Here is a 14,253-nt window from a genome sequence, read left to right on the forward strand (position 1 = left end):
TGCCAATCCGGGATGAATTCACCGCAATTTGTCGTCGAAACGGCTCGACGTTCCACCGCGGCGAAAATGCGCGCTATCCGCTTACATTGTACGCCGCCAGTGATGCCATGTTGACGAGATTGGTGTCCTTCGCGCCGAGTTGCACGATCTGCACCGGCCGGTCGAGCCCGACCAGGATCGGACCGATCACGGTCGACCCGCCGAGTTCCTGCAGGAGCTTGGTCGAGATCGAAGCGGAGTGGAACGCAGGCATCACCAGCACATTGGCCGGACCGGTCAGCCGGCAGAACGGATAGGCCGTCTGCATTTCGGGATTCATTGCGACATCGGCAGCCATCTCGCCATCATATTCGAAATCGACGCGCTTCTGATCGAGGATGCGCACCGCTTCCTGCACATGGGCGGCGCGCTCTCCCGGCGGATGGCCGAAGGTGGAGAAGGCGAGCAGGGCGACGCGCGGCTCATAGCCGAGGCGCCGTGCCACCCCCGCGACCTCGACCGCGATATCGGCGAGGTCCTGCGCGTTTGGCATTTCGGTCACCGCGGTATCGGCGACGATCACCGTGCGGCCGCGGGGCGCAAGCACGAGCGAAACCCCGATCACGCGATGGCCGGGCTTGGGATCGATGCAGCGGCGGACGTCTTCCAATGCGACCGAGAAATTGCGGGTGACGCCGGTGACCATGGCATCGGCATCGCCCAAAGCCACCATGCAGGCGGCGAAATGATTGCGGTCGGTGTTCACGAGACGCTGGCAGTCGCGCACCAGATAGCCTTTGCGCTGCAACCGCTCGTAGAGATAGCTCGCATACTCGGCATTGCGCCGCGACAGCGCGGCATTGACGATCTGGATATTGTCGCCAAGCTCGACGCCGAGGTCTTCGGCAGCCGCTCGAACGCGATCCTCGCGGCCGACCAGAAGCGCGGTGCCGAGCCCCTGATGCACAAAGCTGGCGGCGCCGCGGATCACCTGCTCTTCCTCGCCTTCGGCGAACACCACGCGCTTCGGCGAGCGGCGCAGCCTTTCATAGACACGCTGCAGGACGCCGGCCACCGGATCGCGCCGCGTGCGCAATTGCTGGCGATAGCCCTCCATGTCCACGATCGGCTTGCGCGCCACACCGGTATCCATTGCGGCGGTCGCGACCGCCGGCGGCACGAACGAGATCAGGCGAGGGTCGAACGGCACCGGAATGATGTAGTCCGGCCCGAATTTGGGCCGCGCGCCATAGGCTGCAGCCACCTCGTCCGGAACGTCCTCGCGCGCCAGTTCGGCAAGGGCGTGCGCGGCGGCGATCTTCATCTCCATGTTGATGGTGGTGGCGCGCACATCGAGCGCGCCACGGAAAATGTAGGGGAAGCCGAGCACGTTGTTGATCTGGTTCGGATAGTCGGAGCGCCCGGTTGCCATGATCGCGTCATCGCGCACCTCGGCCACCTCTTCGGCGGTGATTTCCGGGTCCGGATTGGCCATCGCAAAGATGATCGGCTTGTCCGCCATCGACTTGACCATGTCCTTGGTCACCGCGCCCTTGGCCGAGAGTCCGAAGAAGACGTCGGCGCCGACCAGCGCGTCGGCGAGCGTGCGCGCCGAGGTTTTCACCGCATGCGCCGATTTCCACTGGTTCATGCCTTCGGTCCGGCCCTGGTAGATCACGCCCTTGGTGTCGCACAGGATCAGATGCTCTTTCGGAAAGCCGATCGCCTCCAGCAGTTCCAGACAGGCGATGCCCGCGGCGCCCGCGCCGTTGCAGACGAGCCTGGTGGTCTTGATGTCGCGCCCGGTCAGATGCAGGGCGTTGATCAGCCCGGCCGCGGAAATGATCGCGGTCCCGTGCTGGTCGTCATGGAACACCGGGATGTCGAGCAATTCGCGCAGGCGCTGCTCGATGATGAAACATTCCGGCGCCTTGATGTCTTCGAGATTGATGCCGCCCCAGCTCTGGCCGAGCAGCTTGACGCAATTGATGAATGCCTCCGGGTCTTCGGTCGACACTTCAAGGTCGATCGAATCGACATCGGCAAAGCGCTTGAACAGGACCGCCTTGCCCTCCATCACCGGCTTTGCCGCGAGCGCGCCCCGATTGCCAAGGCCGAGGATGGCGGTTCCGTTGGTGATCACGGCGACGAAATTGCCCTTCGTCGTGTAATCGAAAGCCCGACTCGGATCCTCCGCGATCGCCAGCACCGGAATCGCTACGCCCGGAGAATAGGCCAGCGACAGATCGCGCTGGGTCGCCATCGGCTTGGTGGCGATGACTTCGAGCTTTCCGGGACGGCCCTCGGAATGAAACAGCAGGGCTTCCTGATCGGTGAAGTGCGGCCGTTTGGCACGGCCCGGAGGCGTAGCGGGCATTACAACTCCCTGGTGTTCTGAGTCCGGAATTCGCTGATGACCCGTCGCCTTCTGCCGAGCGAATTTCGGATTCAGGGGGACACCAGCAATTTACTGAGACCGGCGCGATTTTCTGCTTCAGAAATTCCGTTTTGGGTTGGCGCCGACAGCGAGGAATTTCTGATTACCACACTGGACGCAAGGTGATCTTGCTGGGCGGGTCCCGCCTGTGCGGACGTTAGCGGAACCGATATGTGATCCTCAAGGGACGAGCCCTGAATCGCCATCTTGGCGACTATACGGGTTGAACCGGCGGATGCGGGGAGGTATCGACAGAGCCGTCCGCGCCGACCCTTCCGGATGTGTGGGACTCAATCATGATCCGTGCGCTGCTGCGTCTGCTCGGCGTCCTGTTTCTGGCCGCCGGCTTCATTCTCCTGATGTATGACGGGGCGAAGTCGATCGCCGACAGCCGGATTTATATTTACAAGCTCGGCCAGCTCTGGACCGATATCCATGCTGCCAGCCTGGAATCAGCCCAGGCCAAGGTTCAGGCAAGCCTGCCTGCGGTGGTGTGGGACCCGGCGATCACGACCCTGCTCGATCAGCCCTCCTGGCTGGTTTTCGGCATTGTCGGAACCGTGCTGATCCTGCTCGGGCGCAAACGCAAGCCGTTGATCGGCTACGCACGCTGATCGCGTCCGGCCGCCTTGCACCTTCCGCTGGTGGGGCGGATTAGCGGCTGGGATTTTCGATCGCGGCAAGCCCGGCTTTGGCGATCTGCGCGTCCTGCGCCGACAGGACGCCGGCGACGCCGATCGCGCCGATGATCTTGCCGGCCTCGATGATCGGGAAGCCGCCCTCGAACGGGGCGATGTCCTGAACCGCGAGCAGGCGGGTTCCGGCCCCGCCGGCCGCGACGGCGTCCTCCAGCAGCTTGGTCGGCAGCCGAAAGCCCAGTGCCGAGCGTGCCTTGGCTTCCGCGACCCGGATCGAAACCAGCTGGGTATTGTCGAGCTTCACCATCATGACCAGGTGGCCGCCGCTGTCGATGACCGCGATCGCCACCTGCCAGTTGTTGCGGACTGCTTCCGCCTCTGCGGCGGCGATGACCTTCTTCGCCGCATCGAGAGCGATCGGGGGGCCGTAGGGTGGAGGCGTCCCGGTCTGGGCGGCCAGCGGACCCGCGAACAGAAGCCCGGCGAGCGCAAGCGCAAGCGTGCTGAACCTCATGACTGCTCCTCACATTCCGGCGTCGGCCTTGAATCGAGGTGCCAGCATAGGGTTTCGCTCCGGCGAGGGGAAGATGACGAAGTGCTGCGCCGCGCCGCTGCCCTGTCCGGGGCGTGGTCCCCGGAACTACCTGCGAAACTGCGCCGGAATGACTATATTGCGAGAAAACCGGGAGACCTTCCGATGCTCTTGTTCAAAAAGTCTTTGACCATCCCGGGCAAGGCCGAGGCGCTGCCCGGCCGCGCCACGCCAATTCCCACCGCAACCACGCATTTTGTGAACGGCCATCCGCTGAAGGGCCCTTATCCCGACGGCGCCGAGAAGGCGTTGTTCGGCATGGGCTGTTTCTGGGGCGCCGAGCGAAAATTCTGGGAGCTCGGCGACGGGGTGTTTGTCACCGCGGTGGGATATGCCGGCGGGCCGACGCCGAACCCCACCTACGAGGAGGTCTGTTCGGGCCGCACCGGCCACAACGAGGTCGTGCTCGTGGTGTTCGATCCGAAGAAAATCTCCTACGAGCAGCTTCTGAAGACGTTCTGGGAAAACCACAACCCGACGCAAGGGATGCGCCAGGGCAACGATATCGGGACCCAGTATCGGTCTGGCATCTACGTGTTCGACGAGGGCCAGCGCAAGGCCGCGGAGGCGACCAGGGCCATGTATGCCAAGGCGCTCGCCGACAAGCGCTACGGCGCGATCACGACGGAAATTGTCGACGCGCCGGATTTCTACTTCGCAGAGGATTATCACCAGCAGTATCTGGCGAAGAATCCGTCCGGCTATTGCGGGCTTGGCGGCACCGGCGTGAGCTGTCCGGTCGGGACCGGCGTCGCCGCCTGATAGCAGACGGACCATGCTTCGCTCTTGCGAAGGAGCGGCGGGAGCAATCCCGCCGCTCTTTCGCATTGTGCTCGCGGCGCCTGCGAGGCGGCGAAATAGCTGGGCCGCGACCGGCGGCAGAGAGACTTTGTTAACCATACAAGGCGTTAATCGGGCTTGGAATTTACCGTCCCGGATTCGCCCATGCGGCCCAAGGCCAAGCTCAGCCGCCTGACCGTGTTGCTTGTTGCGCTGGTGCTGCCGGCCTGCGTGCATCGTCAGGCCTATGTCGCGCCCGCCGATCCCGGTGCGGTGGAAGCCGCGCCGATCGAACCTGCGGTGGTGCAGGCGCCGGCCCCCATGCCGATCGTGGTCGCATCCGGTGGCCCTTATGCACCGGTGCTGGCCGGTCACGACGCGCCCTATCAGCTGGATGCCGGCGATCGCTTGCGGGTTCAGGTGTTCGGACAGGAGGGCCTGACCAATTCCTATATCGTCGATGCCGCCGGCAATATTTCGCTGACCCTGATCGGTTCGGTGCCGGTGAGGGGTCTGACGACCGCCCAGGTCGCGCGCGTCATCTCCGACCGGCTGCGCGCGGGCTATATCCGAAATCCCCATGTCTCGGTCGAGGTCGAGGTCTATCGCCCGTTCTTCATTCTCGGCGAGGTCAACGCACCCGGTCAGTATCCGTATGTACCCAACATGACGGTGGAGGCGGCGGTCGCGATCGCCGGCGGATTTGCGCCGCGCGCCAACAAGGGTGACATCCTGCTTGCCCGCAACTTCAATGGGGAAGTCATGCGGGTGCGCGTATTGCCGGACATGCCGCTGCGGCCAGGCGATACGCTCACCGTGCGCGAGCGCTGGTTCTGATGCGGGTTACGGCTTCGTCCGCCTAGGGCTGTTTCACCAGGGTGAAGCAGGCCACGACCTTGCTGGTCATGTTGGTGTGCCGATAGCACACATCCATGGTGGTCGCGTTGCGCAGCACGAAGTCGGATTCGCCGTCGTGGCCGAGTATGATTCCGCTGCGATATTCCGGTGGCCGCAACGTTCCGATGATCGACTCGGATCGCGATCGAAAAATGCCGCGCGCGAAAACAATCCAGCGCGCACGGCCTTCGCAATCGGGCTCGCGGCCCATCAAAGGCAATTTGATGAGATGGCGGGCAGACGTTGAGATGCCGCGAACTACAAAGCGGGTTACACCACTACGGCTGCTTCTGCATCGTCCAGCAGGCCACGGCCTTGCTGGTGAGATTGATGTGCCGGTAGCAGACGTCCATCGTCGTCGCATCGCGAAGCGTGAAGTCGTACTCTCCGTCGTTGTCGAGCATGATGCCGCTTCGGAATTCCGGAGGACGCAGAGTGCCGATGATCGTTTCGGTCACCTTGGCCGATAATTCACCAGTGAAGCGGACGCCCTGCTGCTGCTTTATGATGTAGGTGAACTCCATCGCGCCGCCAAAATTCGGTCCCGGACTCTCGGTGACGCGATAGGGGTTGGCACCGATAATCACCGCCTCGGCCTTGCCTTTCCAGGTGCCGACGAGATTGGGTGGTGTCGTCTGGGCAAAAGCCGAGTGGGCCGCGAATGTCACAGCAGCGCAAAGCACGCCGTGAGCAAAAATCGATTTCATCGTCGATCCCCGATCGCAATTGGAAAATGCCGCGCGCGAAAATATCCAGCGCGCGCGGCCTTCGCAATCGGGCTCGCGGCCCATCAACGGCTATTTCGCAGGGCGACAGGCCGACGGGACAGCGTCCCGGCGGCAGTCACGATTGCTTCATATGCTTGCCGAGGAAGTCGAGTGTGCGCTGCCACGCCAGCTTCGCACTATCGTCATGAAAGCTGCCGCGCTCGTCGCAATAGAATCCGTGCCCGGCCGGATAGGTGTAGATTTCGCAATCCGGCCGCTTCTGCTTGATGATGTCCACATCAGACATCGGGATGCTGGCGTCGGTCTCGCCGAAATGCATCTGCACCGGACATTTCGGCGCCTCGTCGGCGAACTTGACGATCTGGCCGCCATAGAAGGCGACCGCGGCGCTCAGGCCGGTGAGACGGGTCGCCGCCAGAAAGGCGACGCTGCCACCCATGCAGAAGCCGATGACGCCGACCGGGCCGACCGCCTTCACGTCGTCGACGCCGGCCTGGATATCGAGCAGCATTTTGGGCCAGTCGATCTTGCCGAGATGGGAGCGGGCATGGGCAACCTCGTCGGGCGTATAGCCGGACTCGAAGTCGCGCACGAAACGATCGAACAGGGCGGGAGCGACAGCGACATAGCCTGCATCAGCGAGCCGGTCGCAGACATTGCGGATATGGCTGTTGACGCCGAAAATCTCCTGCGCGACCACCATCGCGCCTTTGGGCTTGCCTTTCGGGTCGGCGCGATAGGCCGCAAGCGAATGATTGTCGGTGGTGGTGAGCGAAAAATGCTTGCCCAAGACTCTCTCCCTGTACGTCGTCAGCTACGTCAATCAGCGCTAACCGGCCGCAGCCGGCTGCGGCTGGGGCATAGCACGCGAGGGTGCGACGGAGAAAGCCTCGGCCAGCAGCGAATAGGACCGCTTCCGCGCCGCGTGATCGTGGATCATGGTGGTGACCATGATCTCGTCCGCCTGCGTTGCGGTTGCAAGTTCCGTCAGCCGCGCCTTCACCATGGCCGGGCTGCCCACGGCGAGACGTTCGCGATTTTTTCGAATCCGTTCCCGGTCGATGGGTGAATAGTCGTAGGCGAGCGCCACCTCCGGACTTTCCAGCGGCGCGTAGACGCCTTTCGCACGGCGTACGAAGTTGAGATCGATGGTGGAGGCGAGTCGCTCGGCCTGTTCGGGCGTTTCCGCCACCACCGCTGCGGTTGCCAGAATGGCGAGAGGTTCCTTCAGCCGTTCCGACGGCTGGAACCTGTCGCGATAGAGCCGCATCGCGTGTTCGGCATCGTGACCGGCGAAATGATGCGCGAAGGAAAAGCCGGCGCCGATCTGCGCCGCAAGCTGCGCGCTGTAATCGCTTGAGCCGAGCAGCACGATCGGCGGCAGCGCGACGTCATTCGGCATCGCATGCACGCTGTGAAACGGATGGTCCTTCGGATAGCCGTTGTTTTCCAGCAGCAGCAATTCCTGGAAGCGATCGAGGAAATCGTCCTCGTCGCGAATATCCTGCCGCCGCCGCAGCGCGATCGAGGTGACGTGATCCGTTCCCGGCGCGCGGCCGATGCCCAGATCGATGCGGCCGGGAAACAGCGCTTCCAGCACCTTGAAGCGCTCCAGAACCGCAAGCGGTGCATGGTTCGGCAGCATCACGCCGCCGGAGCCGACGCGCATGTTGCGCGTCGCGGCCGCGATCTGCCCGATCATGATATCGGGCGCGGAGCTTGCGATATTTGCGAGATTGTGATGTTCCGCGAGCCAGTAGCGGCGATAGCCAAGCGCATCCGCGTGTCGCGCGAGATCAATGCTGTCCCGCAGCGACTGGGCGGCGGAGCCGCCGGCCGGGACGGGTGACAGGTCCAGAATTGACAATGCGATCATGCGGCATGGCCATGATTTTTCCGTCCGTCGATGTATGCCGCCCGGACTGAAACGCCAACGGATGGCGGACATGCCGAAATGAGGACGCTTCGGCGAGGGTCGTCAGTTCTGCAGGTTGGTGCCGAAGAAATTGAACGGGAAGTTCGCGGTGGCGCGGGGCCTGGCCGGCGCACGGAAACTTCGTCGTGTGGCTCTGGCGGGGCGCTTTGCAGCCCTGGCCGGTGCGGCCTTCTTCTTGGGTCCCGCGTTGCGCGCGGCTTTCGGGGCAGGCTTTGGCAGCTCCGGCAGCTGTACGGTCCGGGGCAGGGCCTCCTCTTGCGCCTCCTCCGCTTCCGGTCGACTCGCAACTTGCGGCTGCGGCGCTTCCCCCGATGGCTTCGCCGCGGACTCGTCCGACCGTGTGGCTGGCTCGCCCGGCTGGTCCGTCGCGGGGATGGAACCGGTGGCAATATCGGCCGGCTGCGATGGCGCTTCGGCAGGAAGCACCGGCGCCATCATCGCGGGCGCGCGCAATTCCGGAGGCAACTCGGCTAGGGGCGGATATTGCACGGCGATCCGAAAGTCGGGCTCCGGGACCGGGGCCGGACGGTCCGCTGCGGGCTTGCTCTCGTTCGAAGCCGCGCCGGGCACGGGAACGGGGTCCGCGACCGGCTCCGGCAGCGCAACGGGTGCCGGCTCGACCTTCGCCGTTTGTTCGATGACCGAAGGCGAAATCGCTGGCCGCTCGCTCGCGGCGTCGGCCGCATCGGTTCTGGTCGCGGAAGTGCGAACCGGCGCCTCCCCGGCCTCCTGCGATCGAGGGTTCGCTGCGATCGGCTCGTTCGTGACGTCCCGTACCGGGTTGCGCAGCGCCCGTGCGGTCACGGCGAAATCCAGTGCGAGTGGCTCGGGCTGGGGAGTCGGCTCCGGCCAGCTCAGTGCGATCCGGTCAATCGGGCTGGCTTCGGCCGTGGCGGACGGTTCGGTCGGTTTCTTCGGCTTGTCGATGAAAAGCGACGACGTGTAGAAACCGACGCCCGCTGCAAAGACGAAGGTCGAGGTGACGGCGGCGATGACGATCCGAAGATCGGGAAGCATTTGCGAATCCGGCAGCCAAAGAAGTTGAGTCGCCCGAAGCGGCGCAGCACGCATCACGCAAGGTGAGAAAGCCTGCATGACGGCGCATCGAGCGCCGCGTCATTGCCGCGACAGCCGGTGCAGGCGACGGCACGGCCGATCTCATCGCCGAATCCTTTCTGATTCGCGCGAATCCGTCATGTGAATAGTTCATAAGTCTCGGCGGCGAGCGGAAAATTTCCGCTCAATCCGCCTCAGCGGCAACACTGCCGCAGCTCATCGCGCAGCAGTGGTATTGGGTGCCTGCGGGCCCTTGCCGTCGCCGATGACCACGACCTTGGTGCCGACCTTCACGCGCGAGTAAAGGTCGATCACGTCGTCGTTCAGCATGCGGATGCACCCCGATGACACGAACTGCCCGATGGTCGAAGGCTGGTTGGTGCCATGGACGCGGTAGATCGTCCTGCCCAGATAGAGCGCGCGTGCACCGAGCGGATTGCTTTCACCGCCGGCCATGAAGCGCGGCAGATAGGGTTGGCGCTCGATCATCTCTGCGGGCGGATGCCAGTCCGGCCATTCCGCCATCCGGGTCACCTTCTCGGTGCCCGCCCAGGTGAAACCATCGCGGCCGACTCCGATGCCATAGCGGATCGCCGTGCCGTCACCGTTCACGTAGTACAGAAAGGTGCTCGGCGTATCGATGATGATCGTGCCGGCCGGGTGCTTGGTCCGATAGTCCACGACCTGGCGCTTGAATTGCGGCGGAAGCTCCTTCGGCTTGCCGACCTCGGGCTGATCTTCCGGTGGCAGCGCGGCGATGGTCCGGGGCGGAATGGAGCCGGTCGTGCCCGGATAGCCCCGGCCCGCCTCGATCGCCCCCGGCGGGCGCGGCGGTGCCTGACGCAGGTCGTCCGGATGGGCGCCGTATGGCGCGGCCGGCGGAGCGCCGTAGGCCGCAGGGGGCGGCGCAGCATAGGGCGGCGGTGCGCCATAGGGAGCCGCGGGCGACGCGTACCCGCCGGGCGGCGGGGCGTATCCGCCGGGAGGCGGAGCGTAATAGGGCGGTTCGTGTTGCGGCCCCATCGTTCCATAGCGCGGCGCCCGGTTTGCGAAATCGCGATCCGGCGGCGGAGGCAGGATGTCACCAGGGGCAGCGGCACGCGGATAGGCATCGTAAGGCTGGGACGCCGCCTCGCCCCCGGGAAGGGGGGGCAGCGTCTGCCGGTCGATCGCGGGATCGTAGGAGCCTCGGGCCGCGGGGCCTGGTGGCAAGATCCGGCCGTCATCCTCGTCCGGCTCGACGGCGATTACGCCGTTGCCGCGATACCCGCGCGGATCCGTGTATTGGGCGTTCGAGGGTTCGGCGATCGCAAACCCAAAAGCCGCGAGTGATGAAACCAGAACCAGACGCCGCATGTCGCTGAAACCCCCATCCGAACGCGTTCGCCTATGCGAGATAGATTAGGCAGCATGAAGGCGCGGTAAAGGCCGGACGGCAGCAACGGCTTTGTGATCCTCTCGGCGGTCAATCCATCGAAAATCCGCGGCTCCGGACATAGGCACCGAAGTCCCCCCGTTGCGGCTGTGCATATTGCCGCGCCTTGTCCTCCGACCAGCCGTATCGTGCCGTCTCGCCCCACATCTGGGTGTCGCGTTGCGTCCGGTAGGGCGCCATTTGTTCGCGGCGGCGGTCATAGGCATCGATTGCGTCGGGCGCGTTCTCCTCGTCGAACCGGTCGCGGTGGACCGTCATTGCGAGCGGCAGCCGCGGCGACATCCGGCCCTCATCGGCGGGCCAGCCGATGCAAAGGCCGGCGAACGGGATCACCCGCTCCGGCAGGTCCAGCAGGGCACCGACGCGGGCAGCGTGGTCGCGGATCACGCTGATCGGGCAGGCGCCAAGCCCCATGGCTTCCGCTGCCGCTACGGCTGTCGCCAGGGCGATCGCAGCGTCCGTCGCGGCGTTGAAGACCAGGTCGAAGTGATTGTTGGGGAATGGCTTGGTGCGCAGCCGCGCGATTTCCATGATCCTGCGGCCGTTCCCCAGGAACACCAGAAACACCGGGGCCTGCCCGATCCAGGGCATGTCCGGAATCAGGCCGGCAATCTCTTGCCGGGTCGCCTGGTTTTCGACCACGACGACGTCGCGCAGCTGCAGGTCGCTCTTGGAGGGCGCCGAGAGGGCGCAGGCGCAGATGAGGCGAATCAGCGCTGCGTCGACCGGCTGCGGGGAATAACGCCGGATCACGCGATGTTTTATCAGGGATTCGATGCGTTCGAGGCCGGGCCAGCCGGGATCGACGGTAAAAGGCTCGCCAAAGCGGTCCTGAAGCAGCGCTTCGATGCGGCGAGAGGCGGTCATGAGCGTCTCCGGTCTGGGTGCGGTCGTTGGTGGCCGATCGGGACGACGGGCGCAAAGGAGAAAATGGCGGATGCCATCGATCGACGAGTGGAAGGTTACGGCAGCCGTGCAACCCCGACCCGAAGACTATTCCTTCGATCTCGATCGCGCCCTTCAATCCATCGTCGGCCTGCGCGCCACCATGCCCCGGGACGCCTTCACCGCAGAGACACTCGGAACCGAGCGGGCGGGGCACGGCGTGCTGATCGGCGACCGCGGCCTTGTTCTCACGATTGGCTATCTGATCACCGAGGCGGACCAGATCTGGCTGCATCTGGCCGATGGCCGATCGGTCGCAGGAACCGCCATCGGTTTCGACCAGGCGACCGGCTTCGGCCTTGTGCAGGCGCTGGGCCATGTCGACTTGCCGGCGCTGCCGCTCGGAGAATCCGGTGCGGTTCAACTCGGCGACAAGGTCGTCGTCGGCGGTTCCGGCGGTCGCAAGCGCTCCGTGGCCGCACAGGTGGTCGGCAAGCAGGAATTCGCGGGCTATTGGGAATACGTTTTGGACGAGGCGATCTTCACCGCTCCGGTGCATCCCAATTGGGGCGGTACCGCGCTGATCGGCGAACGCGGCGAATTGCTCGGCATCGGATCGCTGCAGCTTGAGGCGAGTGCCGGTCGGGATATCAACATGATGGTTCCGATCGACCTCCTGAAGCCGATCATGGGCGATCTGCTCACCTCGGGAGGCCGGAAAGGTCCGGCGCGTCCGTGGCTCGGGCTCTATGTCGCCGATACCGACGACAAGCTCGTGGTCATGGGGTTGGCCAGCCGCGGACCCGCGCAGCGGGCCAAGGTCGAAACCGGAGATGTGGTGCTCGCGGTCAACGGCGAGCGGGTCGGAACCCTTGCCGATCTGTTTCGGAAAATCTGGGCGATGGGCCATGCCGGCGTCGAGGTGCCGATCTCGGTCCTGCGCGACAAGCGGAAGGTCGATCTCACGATCCGGTCGGCAGACCGAAACACCTTCCTGAAAACGCCGCGCATGCATTGAGCGGAGTGCGGCGAGGTGCCTCCCCGTTCCTTTGGCCGATCAGTTCCGCGGCCTATTTGCCGGACAAGGCGAGCGCGGTCGTCTCGAACTCATCGGCCTGCAGCACCATGTTGCCCACGAGACTCGCGACCGACAGGCGAACCGGCGCAAGGATGCGCGTGCCCGCAATGGGGACCAGCCAGACTTCGATATCGCGCCCTTCCGAAAGGAATTTCACCAGCGGGCTCGACGCACGATGGCCGGACATGGGCGTAAACCGGATGGTGCAGACGATCGCCATGCTGCGCTTGTCATTGTCCCCCTTGATCATGTCGGTGCGCTTGAAGGACAGCGTCAGCTCGTAGCGGCGGCGGCCGTCGAAAATCGCAAGCGAGCGCTCGCAGGTTTCGCGCGCCATCGGATCGACCGGACCGGGAATCAGAAACGCCGAAAGCGGATCCATGACGCCGACCTTGTGCCAGTCCGCGATCGGCACCCGGTCGCTTTCCGGCGGCGGTTCATCGACCTTGAGTTCACGCACGCGGGCGTCGTCGAACGTCATCCGGATGCCGATCTTTTCATCCACGCGCTCGACCGCGGCGAAAAAGCTTGCGGGGCGCGGGCGCCCATCCCTGATCTGGCCCTTGACCGCGACCTTGCCTTCGCCGGTCATCAGAAGACTGAGGAAGCCGCTGACCTGTCCACTGGCCATGGTCGAATAGTCGGATGTGCCAAGCTGCGTCTGCCAGGTCAGCTTGCCGATCGAGAGCCCTGCCATGGAGAGGGTATAACGCGCGTCGAACCGGACTTGCGCGCAGGCGGGAGCGCCGGCGCCGGCTTCAACAGCGACAAACGCGATCAGCGCAAGATATGTCCCTCGGTAGTTCCACCGCATCGGTTTACCGCCTGGAGCGGGACGTTCCGGTCACGCCTGCGTTCTACCACAGGTGGATATACGCCATATCCGACGGCTTGCAGGCGCAAATCTCACGCGCTGCGATGGCTCCCTTGAGCCAGCGTTAACGCCCTAACCGGACAGCGGCAGCAGCTCGATCCGGTCCACCCGCTGCGGGTAGAAGGCAAGATGGCCGGCGATCCGGGCCACCGCCGGGAATGGTGCCTCGTAGGTCCAGATCGCGTTGGCCGAGCTGTGCCCATCGGTCTCGATCGAGAAATAGGAGGCGTCGCCCTTGTGGGGGCAATGGGTCGCGTGATCGGATCGCGACAGCGCGCTGATGTCGACATCCTCGCGCGGGATGTAGTGCACCACCGGGTAGGAAGCTTCCTGCAACGCGAGAGCCCGCCGTGAATCGGCAATCACGCGCCCGCCATGCGTGACCCGCACGCGATGGGTTGCAGGTTCGATGCTGATGGGATGGCTGGGGTCGGGTGATGGCATGTCTGGTCCGCCTCGCGAAGGTCGTGCCTTACATTAGCATCCGGGATGAAAAATGACGTCGGACATTTTGTCAGCGGTCGTGGCGAGCCCCGGGGCGGCAAGTTGGCGCGATGACGAATTGCTTTCGGCATAGCCGACGCCGAACGTAGGGAATGTCGAAATGCCGATAGCCCATCGTGTGTGACGGCGGCTCTTTGCCGATCAGAACTTGCACGCGGTCAAAAGCTTGATCGATTTCCAGCATGCCTTTTTCGCGACGGCCGTTGGTGCCAACGAATAGAATGGGTCCGTTGGGCCAAGGTATCGACACTGTTCTCCGAGAAGAAGCTGCGCTGGCGCACCCGACACGATTCGAACGTGTGACCTTTGCCTTCGGAGCAATTTAACTCGCCCTACGCTCAAAAACGATAGGGCACGCCATGCTACGCTATCATACTGGCATTGCTAACGAAATTGAAATTCGCGCTCGCCGAGCGTATCCTTCGGCACGCTCT

Annotated in this window: 16 protein-coding genes; 4 read left to right on the forward strand and 12 right to left on the reverse strand. The window is 64.2% G+C overall.

The window, feature by feature from the left end:
• Positions 1–73 precede the first annotated feature (73 nt).
• Positions 74–2,356, reverse strand: a complete 2,283-nt coding sequence (locus tag AB7F49_RS08770) for an NADP-dependent malic enzyme (protein ID WP_428521452.1) — start codon at positions 2,354–2,356, stop codon at positions 74–76.
• 356 nt (positions 2,357–2,712) lie between these two features.
• Between AB7F49_RS08770 and AB7F49_RS08775 the strand changes: the two genes are divergently transcribed.
• On the forward strand, positions 2,713–3,030 hold the full coding sequence (locus AB7F49_RS08775; protein ID WP_428521453.1) for a hypothetical protein: 318 nt from the start codon (positions 2,713–2,715) through the stop codon (positions 3,028–3,030).
• Positions 3,031–3,070: 40 nt separating this feature from the next.
• Here the strand turns inward: AB7F49_RS08775 and AB7F49_RS08780 are convergent, their stop codons facing one another.
• Positions 3,071–3,568, reverse strand: coding sequence for a GlcG/HbpS family heme-binding protein (locus AB7F49_RS08780; protein ID WP_428521454.1), 498 nt, complete (start codon positions 3,566–3,568; stop codon positions 3,071–3,073).
• A gap of 183 nt (positions 3,569–3,751) precedes the next feature.
• On the opposite strand from AB7F49_RS08780, the gene msrA reads away from it, so the two are divergent.
• The gene (gene msrA, locus AB7F49_RS08785; RefSeq protein WP_428521455.1) at positions 3,752–4,408 is read left to right on the forward strand and encodes a peptide-methionine (S)-S-oxide reductase MsrA; all 657 of its coding nucleotides are present in this window, start codon (positions 3,752–3,754) and stop codon (positions 4,406–4,408) included.
• Positions 4,409–4,591: 183 nt separating this feature from the next.
• On the forward strand, positions 4,592–5,263 hold the full coding sequence (locus tag AB7F49_RS08790) for a polysaccharide biosynthesis/export family protein (RefSeq protein ID WP_428521456.1): 672 nt from the start codon (positions 4,592–4,594) through the stop codon (positions 5,261–5,263).
• A 22-nt stretch (positions 5,264–5,285) separates the two neighbouring features.
• Here AB7F49_RS08790 and AB7F49_RS08795 read toward each other — a convergent pair whose 3' ends face one another.
• The 7 genes from AB7F49_RS08795 to AB7F49_RS08825 all read right to left on the reverse strand — a co-directional run bounded on the left by AB7F49_RS08795 (position 5,286) and on the right by AB7F49_RS08825 (position 11,345).
• Entirely contained in the window at positions 5,286–5,534 is a 249-nt protein-coding gene (locus AB7F49_RS08795) for a hypothetical protein (RefSeq protein ID WP_428521457.1), read from the reverse strand.
• Between the two features lie 67 nt (positions 5,535–5,601).
• Positions 5,602–6,030, reverse strand: coding sequence for a hypothetical protein (locus AB7F49_RS08800; RefSeq protein ID WP_428521458.1), 429 nt, complete (start codon positions 6,028–6,030; stop codon positions 5,602–5,604).
• 136 nt (positions 6,031–6,166) lie between these two features.
• Entirely contained in the window at positions 6,167–6,841 is a 675-nt protein-coding gene (locus AB7F49_RS08805; RefSeq protein ID WP_428521459.1) for a dienelactone hydrolase family protein, read from the reverse strand.
• Positions 6,842–6,880: 39 nt separating this feature from the next.
• Positions 6,881–7,927, reverse strand: a complete 1,047-nt coding sequence (locus tag AB7F49_RS08810) for an LLM class flavin-dependent oxidoreductase (RefSeq protein WP_428521460.1) — start codon at positions 7,925–7,927, stop codon at positions 6,881–6,883.
• Positions 7,928–8,029: 102 nt separating this feature from the next.
• Complete coding sequence (locus AB7F49_RS08815) at positions 8,030–9,004, reverse strand: hypothetical protein (protein ID WP_428521461.1); 975 nt, start codon at positions 9,002–9,004, stop codon at positions 8,030–8,032.
• Between the two features lie 255 nt (positions 9,005–9,259).
• Positions 9,260–10,399, reverse strand: coding sequence for a L,D-transpeptidase (locus tag AB7F49_RS08820; protein WP_428521462.1), 1,140 nt, complete (start codon positions 10,397–10,399; stop codon positions 9,260–9,262).
• 109 nt (positions 10,400–10,508) lie between these two features.
• Positions 10,509–11,345, reverse strand: a complete 837-nt coding sequence (locus AB7F49_RS08825) for a nitroreductase family protein (RefSeq protein WP_428521463.1) — start codon at positions 11,343–11,345, stop codon at positions 10,509–10,511.
• A gap of 70 nt (positions 11,346–11,415) precedes the next feature.
• On the opposite strand from AB7F49_RS08825, the gene AB7F49_RS08830 reads away from it, so the two are divergent.
• Entirely contained in the window at positions 11,416–12,381 is a 966-nt protein-coding gene (locus AB7F49_RS08830; protein ID WP_428521464.1) for a S1C family serine protease, read from the forward strand.
• A gap of 52 nt (positions 12,382–12,433) precedes the next feature.
• On the opposite strand, the gene AB7F49_RS08835 is transcribed toward AB7F49_RS08830, so the two are convergent.
• The 3 genes from AB7F49_RS08835 to AB7F49_RS08845 form a co-directional block, all read right to left on the reverse strand.
• Positions 12,434–13,255, reverse strand: a complete 822-nt coding sequence (locus AB7F49_RS08835; protein WP_428521465.1) for a DUF3108 domain-containing protein — start codon at positions 13,253–13,255, stop codon at positions 12,434–12,436.
• Positions 13,256–13,387: 132 nt separating this feature from the next.
• The gene (locus tag AB7F49_RS08840) at positions 13,388–13,759 is read right to left on the reverse strand and encodes a DUF427 domain-containing protein (protein WP_428521466.1); all 372 of its coding nucleotides are present in this window, start codon (positions 13,757–13,759) and stop codon (positions 13,388–13,390) included.
• Between the two features lie 70 nt (positions 13,760–13,829).
• The gene (locus AB7F49_RS08845) at positions 13,830–14,003 is read right to left on the reverse strand and encodes a hypothetical protein (RefSeq protein WP_428521467.1); all 174 of its coding nucleotides are present in this window, start codon (positions 14,001–14,003) and stop codon (positions 13,830–13,832) included.
• Positions 14,004–14,253 lie beyond the last annotated feature (250 nt).

The sequence above is a fragment of the Pseudorhodoplanes sp. genome (assembly GCF_050250235.1).
Taxonomy (GTDB): Bacteria; Pseudomonadota; Alphaproteobacteria; order Rhizobiales; family Xanthobacteraceae; genus Pseudorhodoplanes.